Genomic DNA, 8025 nt, shown 5'->3' on the forward strand with positions numbered 1-8025 from the left:
TGGATCGCCCGGTCAAGCCGGGCGATGACAGTCGAGAGTGGGAATCGCCCCCCTACTTCTCCCTCACCGGCACCGTGTAATTTAGGATCAGCCGGCCGCCATCTGGATAGATCGTCTGCCCGGTGATGTAGGACGCATCGTCACTCGCAAGGAACGCCACCACCGACGCCACTTCGCTCGGCTCGCCGCCGCGGCCTGCTGGCGTGCGCGACAACACGGTCTTGCGCGCATCCTCGGACGTGTAGATCGCCGAGGCCACCATATCGGTCAGGATCGTACCCGGCCCGACCGCGACGACGCGGATGTTGTGCGGCGCGAGCGCGACGGCGGCCACCGATGTCAGCTGCTTCATGCCACCCTTGGAGATGGCATAGGTCGCAAGCGTCGGAATCGCCAGCAGCGCGTTCACCGAGGACATGTTGATGATGACGCCCCCTCCGCCCTGCGCGATCATCTGCTTCGCGGCGGCCTGCACGCCAAAGAAGGCACCCTTCAGATTGATGCCGATGACCTCGTCGAAATCCTGCTCGGAGATGTCGAGAATGTCCTGATTGCGGGCCACGCCCGCGTTGTTGACCATGATGTCGAGCCGGCCGAACTCCAGGACTGCTGTGGCGACCGCGCGATCGACGTCCGCGCGCCGCGCGACGTGGCACGGCAGGGCATACAGCTCCTTGGGCTTGCCCAGCTCGTTGACCGTCTTCTCGAGCGCATCCGTGTCGACGTCGGAGATGACCACCTTGACGCCGTCGTCCAAGAATCTCTTCGCGCAGGCCTTGCCGATGCCGCGCGCCGCGCCGGTGATGACGGCGACCTTGCCGGATAGTTTCATGGGCTCACTCCAGGACTTGTGACGATCTCACGGACACGTTCACGCAAAGACGCGCGGGCGCAGTCCCGCATGAAACCAGGTGATCATGGAATAGATGTCGTAAACCGGCAATCCGACCTCGGCCTGAAGCGCGGCCGCATAAGGCGGCATGTTGGTGCACTCAAGCACGATTGCGCCGACATCCGGGTTCCCAGCGACGAGCGCCTTGCCGGCCTCGACAACGTCGCGCTCGGCCTGCGCGACGTCCATGTCGTCCTTCTCGGCCTTGATCAGGACGCGGAAGAATTCCTTGCCGTTCTCGGTGCCGACCAGCGGCGTATCGAGCGGCACGCCGGCGCCTTCGAGATGGGCGGGCGAGAGCGTCGAGCCCGACACGGTGACGAGGCCGACCCGCTTGCCCGGCGGCAAGGTCGCCTGCTCCCACGGCACCTGCATCAGCGACGAGGTCGCAACCGGCACGCCGACGGCGGCCGCGATCTCCTTCTGGAACAGCGAGAGGAAGCCGCAATTGGTGGTGATGGCTTCGGCCCCGAGCCGCACCAGATCCTTCGCGGCATCGATGAAATCAGGCAGCAGGCCGGCCGCGCCCCTCAGCACCACCTTCTCCGGCGAGGCACCGCTCACCACGCGATACAACACGGGGAACGGCCAGGTCGTGCCGTTGCCCATGTCGCCGGGAATGCGGGGAAAGCGCGCTTCCAGCATCAAGATGCCGAGCGGCGCGCCATAAATGGCTTTGCCGCCACGGGCGATGCGGGAGGACGAATTGGCTGGATGGGTCATGGTGCGATCTCAGGGGAAACGATCGGGTGCGAACGGCGCGAGCGGGATCTCAGGCTGCTTGCCGCTGAGGAGCTGCGCGACGAGACGGCCGGTGCGCGCCGAGCCGACCAGGCCGACATGGCCATGGCCGAAGGCATAGACGATGTCGCGAGAGGCCCGTGCATAGCCGATACAGGGCCGTCCATCCGGCATGCTTGGCCGATGACCGAACCAGGTTTTGATGCGCGAGGCTGGAATGTCCGTCGGCAGTTTGGGGAACATGCTGATGAGGTGGTTGCGCAGAATCTCGGCACGCTTCCAGTTCGGCGCGGCCTCTAGGCCGGCGATCTCGACCGTGCCGGCGGCGCGCAGGCCCTTGTCGGTCCAGTTCACCACCATCTTGGCATCTGACGCCATCATCGAGCTGCGCGGCCCCGATTCCGGATTCTCGATCATGACGTGATAGCCACGCTCGGTCTCGAGCGGCAGCGGATCACCGACCGACGCAGTCAATTGCTTCGAGCGGGCGCCCGCCGCCACCACGGCGGCATCGCAAGGGATCTCGCCGGTCTCGGTGACGACGGCGACGAGCGTGTTGCCGGAGAGCTTGAGACCCGTTGCCTTGGCCCGCACGTGCTTCGCACCGCTTGCCAACGCATGTTGCGCGAGGGCCGCGACATAGGCGCCGGGATTGCGGCAGCGGCCGGCCTCCTCCACCACCACACCAAAGGTGTAGCGCGGATGCAGGTCCGGCTCGCGCTGGCGCATCTCATCGGCGTTGAGCTCGAGCCATTCGACACCGACCTTCTTGCGCAGGCGCCAGCCGAGATCGTTGTCGAAATTGCCGCGTGATGGGAACACATGCATCACGCCGTTGCGCTCGATCAATTCAGGCACGCCCGCCTCTTCCGCGAGCTTTTTGTGCAGAAGCGGTGCGTCCCTCAACAGATCGCGCAGCGCGAACGCCGTCTTCTCGACCTGCGCCTCGGTCCAACCCGAGAGCAGATACTTGATCAGCCAGGGCAGCGCCTTCGGCAGATACGACCAGCGGATCGCGAGTGGGCCGAGGGGATCCATCAAATAACCCGGCACCTTCTTCCAGACGCCCGGCTCGGCCGGCGGGATCACCGAATGCGATGACAGCCAGCCGGCATTGCCATAGCTCGCCGCCTGCTCGCCACCGGGCTCGCCCGGATCGATCAACGTGACGCGATGGCCCTCGCGCAGTACCTCGATGGCGCTGATCACGCCGACCGCGCCGGCGCCGATGATGGCGACGTGGCGGCCGGCCGCCATCGCTTAAGCCTTCACCGCTGGCACAAAATCCTTGCCGACCGAGATCGCGCGCGGATCGATGATGCAGTGGAGGATGGACGGCTTGCCCGAGGCGAGCGCGCGCTCGAACGCGGGTGCGAACTCCTCGGTGCGCTCGACGCGCTCGCCATGGCCGCCGAACGCCTTCGCGTACATCGCGAAATCGGGGTTCTTGAGCTGGGTGCCGACGACGCGGCCGGGATAGTCGCGCTCCTGGTGCATGCGGATGGTGCCGTATTGCGAATTGTCGACGACGATGACGATCAGCGGCGCATCGTACTGCACGGCGGTCGCGAACTCCTGGCCATTCATCAGGAAGCAACCGTCGCCGGCAAAGGCGACGACGACGCGATCCGGATATTGCCGTTTTGCCAGCACGCCCGCCGGCACGCCATAGCCCATCGAGCCCGAGGTCGGCGCAAGCTGCGCGGCAAAGCTGTGGAAGCGGTGATGACGATGGATCCAGCCGGCATAATTGCCGGCGCCGTTGCAGACGATCGCGTCCTTCGGCAGGCGGTCGCGCAGCCAGGTCATGACCTGGCCATACTGGAACCTGCCCGGCAGCTCGCGCGCCTTTTCGGTCCAGGCGAGATAATCGGCATGTGCTTTCGCGGCCTCGCCCTTCCAGGCCACCGCGCCGGAAGGCTTCAGCGTCTCGACCGCGGCGGCGAACGCAGCGGGTGTCGCCTGGATCGCAAGGGCCGGCTGATAGACCCGGCCGAGCTCTTCCGAGCCCGGATGCACGTGGATCAGCTTCTGCTGCGGGGTCGGAATGTCGAGCAGCGTGTAGGACGAGGACGGCATCTCCGACATGCGGCCGCCGATGAGCAGAATGACGTCGGCGCCCTCGATGCGCGCCTTCAGCCCCGGGCTCGGCCCGATGCCGAGATCGCCGGCGTAATGCGAATGGTCGGCGTCGATCAGCGAGGCCCGGCGGAACGAGGTCGCGACCGGCAGGTCGAACCGTTCGGCGAACCGCGCGATGCTCCTGGTCGCCTCGTCGGTCCAGCGCGAGCCGCCGAGGATGACGAGCGGCGCCTTGGCGCCGGCGAGCATGGCCCCGAGCTTTTCGATGTCGGCCGGCGCGGGCCAGCTCACCGCCGGCTCGATCCGCATGGCGTCGGCGACCGCCGCGGTCTCGGTCAGCATGTTCTCGGGCAGCGAGATCACCACGGGACCCGGGCGGCCCTGCATGGCGACGCGGAAGGCGCGCGCGACCAGCTCGGGAATGCGATCGGGGCGATCGATCTCGACCGCCCATTTCGCCATGGTGCCGAACACCGCCCTGTAGTCGAGCTCCTGGAACGCCTCGCGCTCGCGCATGCCGGTGTCGACCTGGCCGACGAACAGGATCATCGGCGTCGAATCCTGCATCGCGATGTGGACGCCATGGCTGGCATTTGTGGCACCTGGGCCGCGGGTGACGAAGCAGACACCAGGACGGCCAGTGAGCTTGCCATAGGCCTCCGCCATCATCGCGGCACCGCCTTCGGCGCGGCAGATCACGACGTCGATCGGGCTGTCATGCAGCGCATCGAGCGCCGCCAGATAGCTCTCGCCCGGCACGCAGGTGACACGCTCGACCCCTTGCGCGACCAGCTGGTCGATCAGGATCTGGCCCCCGGTTCGGGTGTTGCGAATGGTCATGACGGCTCCCTCAAGGCTTTGGCGATGCGCCCGAGCGCCTCGCCATTATGTGCGGAATTGGCGTAGGACAGGCCGACACGACGCGCAAGATCGAAAGGCTTCTCGCCGCCTGCGCAGGCGTCATGCCCGCCCTTGCCGTTTGCACTGATCGGGCTTTGAGGCCACGTCCGCGCAATCCCGGCGTCCGCCATGGGCCACACGCCAACCCGTCTATTTTTCCCATCATGATGGCGAGCTTCGACGTCTTCGTCTACGATCCGGCCGAACTAACTCGTCTGGAGCACCGGAATGCAAACCATCGGCCTGATTGGAGGCATGAGCTGGGAGAGCACCGCGCTCTACTACAAGCTCATCAATGAGCGGGTCCGCGACCGCAAGGGCAAGCTGCATTCGGCCCCGCTGCTGATGTATTCCTACGATTTTCAACAGATCAAGGAAATGCAGTACGCCGATCGCTGGAGCGAGGCGGCGGCCAGCCTGGCGGAGGTCGCACGGCAGCTCGAAAGCGCCGGAGCGCGTGCGATCGTGTTGTGCACGAACACGATGCACAAATTGGCACCCGACATCATGTCGAGCTTGACCGTTCCATTCATTCACATCGGGGACGCAACGGCGCAGCGCATCCGGGCGAAAGGGTACCGCCGGCTCGGGCTGCTCGGCACGAAGTTCACGATGGAGCACGACTTTTACATCGACCGGCTGCGCGCGCATGATCTCGACGTCCTGGTTCCTCCTGCCGACGCCCGCGCCGACGTGAATCGCATCATTTACGATGAGCTGTGCCTTGGAACTGTCACCACTCCCTCGCGCCGGCGCTATCAGGACGTGATGGCAGCGCTCATCGCCGCCGGCGCGGAGTGCATCATCCTCGGCTGCACCGAGATCACGATGCTGGTCGGCCCGGACGACACATCGGTCGAGACGTTCGACACGACGGCGATTCATGCCGAGACGGCGGCCGATTTCGCGATGGGATGATGCTCGAACGCATGCCGCTCCCATCGAAGCGCATCAACGACCCCGAGCGCACCAAGCGCGACATCCTCGAAGTGGCGATGGCCGAATTCGCCCGCGAGGGCTATTCCGGCGCGCGGGTCGACGCCATCGCCGCCCGGACGCGCACGTCGAAGCGGATGATCTACTATTATTTCGGCGGCAAGGAGCAGCTCTACCTCGCGGTGCTCGAAGAGGCCTATCGCAGCATTCGTGCGCTGGAGGATCAGCTCGACATCGAAAGCTGCGACGCCCGCGAGGGATTGCGCCGCCTGATCGAGGCCACCTTCGACCATGACGAACGCAATCCGGACTTCATCCGCCTCGTCAGCATCGAGAACATCCACCATGGCAAGCATCTGAAGCAGAACCCGCAGCTGCGCCAGCTCAACGCCAGCGTGATCGCGACGCTCGACGGCATCCTGAAGCGCGGCCGCGCGGAAGGCGTCTTCCGCGACGACGTCGACGCCATCGACCTGCACCTCGCCATCTCTTCCTATTGCTTCTTCCGCGTCGCCAACCGCGACACGTTTGGTGCGCTGTTCGACCGCGACCTCAGCGAGCCCGGAGTGCTGGCGAAGAGCCGGACCCAGATCGTGGAGATGATTTTGGCCTGGCTGGGGGCGAAGGGGTGAGACGGCCGCCACACTTTCAGTGTCGTCCTGGCGAAGGCCAGGACCCATACTCCGAAGAATTAGTTGTCGCACGAGCTGCTAACCGCCAGTCTTCGCCAAACCCAATCCTGTGGTTATGGGTCCCGGCCTTCGCCGGGACGACATCGGGCCTCACCCGCTCCTCTTCTGCCGCGTGCTCGCCAGTAGCACCAGCATGAAGGAGGCCGCCGTCATCAGCGTCGAGATCGCGGCGATGGTCGGGTCGATCTCGTCGCGGAGCGCGGTGAACATGCGCTTGGTCAGCGGCTGGAACTGGCCGCCGGAGATGAACAGCGCGACGATTGTCTCGTCCATCGCCGAGATGAAGGCGAAGATGCCGCCGGCGAGCACACTGGACTTGATCTGTGGCAGCGTCACCGCGAAGAAGCTGCGCAGGCGGTTCATGCCGAGGCTGCGCGCCACCATCTCTTGCGCGGGGTCGAAGCTCTGCAGGCCAGCGAGCACCGAGATGACGACATAGGGTAATCCCAGCATCACGTTCGCGAGCACGAGGCCGGGCATGGTTGCGACCAGGCCGACCTTGGCGTAGACGAAGAAGATGCCGACCGCGGTGATGATGATCGGCACCACCAGCGGCAGCAGCAGCGCCATGTGGATGATGCGCATGATGCGCAGCTTCGACTGGCTGATGGCATAGGCGGCAGCCACGCCAAGCGGGGTCGCGATCACGACGGTCAGCAGCGCGACCGTCAGCGTCACCCGCGTCGCCTGCATCCAGGCGGAGTTGGCGAAATATTGCTGGTACCAGCGCAGCGAGAAGGACGGCGGCGGGAAGGTCAGGAAGCGCGCGCTGGAGAACGAGATCGGCGCGATGATCAGGACGGGAAGGATCAGATAGACCAGCACCAGTGCGCTGACCACGTAGAGAGCAATCCGTGCGGGCGAGGCGCGCATCATTTCTGCCCCAACACACGATCGAGCGAGATGAAGCGGCTGACGACGAAGAAGATCAGGAGCACGCTCAGGAGCAGCACCACTGCGACCGCGCTGGCCGCCCCGAACTGGTTGTAGAGCTCGACATTGCGGCTCACCAGCATCGACACCATCACGGTGCGGCCGCCGCCGAGCAGCTCTGGCGTGATGTAGAAGCCGAGGCAGAGCACGAATACTATGGTGCAGCCAGCGAGCACCCCCGGCAGCGACAGCGGCAGGAACACGCGGAAGAACGTCAACGACGGGCTCGCACCCAGGCTGGCGCCGGCCTGCATGAGATCGCCGGGGATCTTCTGCATGGTGGCATAGAGCGGCAGCACCATGAACGGCAGCAGGATGTGCACGGTCGCAACCACCGTGCCGAACGTGTTGTGGACCAGAGCGAGCGGCTCGGAGATCACGTCCAGATAGCGCAAAAACTGGTTGATCACGCCGGTGCGCTGCAGCAGCGCCAGCCACGCATAGGCCCGGACCAGCACGCTGGTCCAGAACGGCAGCACCACCAGCGACAGGATGAGGATGCTCCACGCTTTCGGCAACGCGTTGGCGAGATAGGCCACGGGATAGCCGAGCAACAGCGCGATTCCCGTGACCGCGAGACTGATCTCGAAGGTCAGCGCAAAGCTGCGCCAATAGACATCCTCGGTGAAGACGCGGCGATAATTCTCCAGCGTGAAGCCGTCGTGGTAGACCGACTGCCATGCGAGCCAGCCGACCGGCAGCACGATCAGAGCCAAGATCACCAGCAGCGCCGGCGACACCAGCGCCAGCATCAGGCCGTGCTCGCGGCGCTGATGCTTCTGCGATGGATCGGACACGGATGTCGTCAAGGCAGCCTCGCTCATCTCGGGTGCTGCACCTCTCCCGCTT

Annotated in this window: 9 protein-coding genes; 2 read left to right on the top strand and 7 right to left on the bottom strand. The window is 65.2% G+C overall.

The window, feature by feature from the left end; genetic code table 11:
• Window positions 1-52 precede the first annotated feature (52 nt).
• From CWO91_RS40635 to CWO91_RS40655, 5 genes are read right to left on the bottom strand one after another with little or no spacing between them, the layout of a single operon-like run.
• Entirely contained in the window at window positions 53-832 is a 780-nt protein-coding gene (locus CWO91_RS40635) for an SDR family NAD(P)-dependent oxidoreductase (RefSeq protein ID WP_130220940.1), read from the bottom strand.
• 39 nt (window positions 833-871) lie between these two features.
• A complete protein-coding gene (locus CWO91_RS40640) occupies window positions 872-1615 on the bottom strand; it encodes an aspartate/glutamate racemase family protein (RefSeq protein ID WP_130220941.1) in 744 nt (247 codons plus the stop codon).
• 9 nt (window positions 1616-1624) lie between these two features.
• Window positions 1625-2890: an NAD(P)/FAD-dependent oxidoreductase gene (locus CWO91_RS40645; protein WP_130220942.1), complete on the bottom strand. Its 1266-nt coding sequence runs from the start codon at window positions 2888-2890 to the stop codon at window positions 1625-1627.
• 3 nt (window positions 2891-2893) lie between these two features.
• On the bottom strand, window positions 2894-4555 hold the full coding sequence (locus CWO91_RS40650) for a thiamine pyrophosphate-binding protein (protein WP_130220943.1): 1662 nt from the start codon (window positions 4553-4555) through the stop codon (window positions 2894-2896).
• Complete coding sequence (locus tag CWO91_RS40655) at window positions 4552-4746, bottom strand: hypothetical protein (protein ID WP_130220944.1); 195 nt, start codon at window positions 4744-4746, stop codon at window positions 4552-4554. Before CWO91_RS40655 ends, CWO91_RS40650 begins: the two co-directional genes overlap by 4 nt.
• Window positions 4747-4843: 97 nt before the next feature.
• On the opposite strand from CWO91_RS40655, the gene CWO91_RS40660 reads away from it, so the two are divergent.
• A complete protein-coding gene (locus CWO91_RS40660; protein ID WP_130220945.1) occupies window positions 4844-5533 on the top strand; it encodes an aspartate/glutamate racemase family protein in 690 nt (229 codons plus the stop codon).
• On the top strand, window positions 5533-6183 hold the full coding sequence (locus CWO91_RS40665; protein WP_130220947.1) for a TetR/AcrR family transcriptional regulator: 651 nt from the start codon (window positions 5533-5535) through the stop codon (window positions 6181-6183). The genes CWO91_RS40660 and CWO91_RS40665 overlap by 1 nt, the downstream gene beginning before the upstream one ends.
• 150 nt (window positions 6184-6333) lie before the next feature.
• On the opposite strand, the gene CWO91_RS40670 is transcribed toward CWO91_RS40665, so the two are convergent.
• The gene (locus CWO91_RS40670) at window positions 6334-7119 is read right to left on the bottom strand and encodes an ABC transporter permease (RefSeq protein WP_130220946.1); all 786 of its coding nucleotides are present in this window, start codon (window positions 7117-7119) and stop codon (window positions 6334-6336) included.
• Window positions 7116-7928, bottom strand: coding sequence for an ABC transporter permease (locus CWO91_RS40675; RefSeq protein WP_130220948.1), 813 nt, complete (start codon window positions 7926-7928; stop codon window positions 7116-7118). Before CWO91_RS40675 ends, CWO91_RS40670 begins: the two co-directional genes overlap by 4 nt.
• Window positions 7929-8025: the final 97 nt, after the last annotated feature.

This window comes from Bradyrhizobium genosp. SA-3 (assembly GCF_004212635.1).
In the GTDB taxonomy this organism is placed as follows: domain Bacteria; phylum Pseudomonadota; class Alphaproteobacteria; order Rhizobiales; family Xanthobacteraceae; genus Bradyrhizobium.

Bases quoted from the DNA above. Each gene is read 5' to 3' on its own strand.
- CWO91_RS40635 (WP_130220940.1), bottom strand. From the start codon at position 832: ATGAAACTATCCGGCAAGGTCGCCGTCATCACCGGCGCGGCGCGCGGC.
- CWO91_RS40640 (WP_130220941.1), bottom strand. From the start codon at position 1,615: ATGACCCATCCAGCCAATTCGTCCTCCCGCATCGCCCGTGGCGGCAAA.
- CWO91_RS40645 (WP_130220942.1), bottom strand. From the start codon at position 2,890: ATGGCGGCCGGCCGCCACGTCGCCATCATCGGCGCCGGCGCGGTCGGC.
- CWO91_RS40650 (WP_130220943.1), bottom strand. From the start codon at position 4,555: ATGACCATTCGCAACACCCGAACCGGGGGCCAGATCCTGATCGACCAG.
- CWO91_RS40655 (WP_130220944.1), bottom strand. From the start codon at position 4,746: ATGGCGGACGCCGGGATTGCGCGGACGTGGCCTCAAAGCCCGATCAGT.
- CWO91_RS40660 (WP_130220945.1), top strand. From the start codon at position 4,844: ATGCAAACCATCGGCCTGATTGGAGGCATGAGCTGGGAGAGCACCGCG.
- CWO91_RS40665 (WP_130220947.1), top strand. From the start codon at position 5,533: ATGCTCGAACGCATGCCGCTCCCATCGAAGCGCATCAACGACCCCGAG.
- CWO91_RS40670 (WP_130220946.1), bottom strand. From the start codon at position 7,119: ATGATGCGCGCCTCGCCCGCACGGATTGCTCTCTACGTGGTCAGCGCA.
- CWO91_RS40675 (WP_130220948.1), bottom strand. From the start codon at position 7,928: ATGCTGGCGCTGGTGTCGCCGGCGCTGCTGGTGATCTTGGCTCTGATC.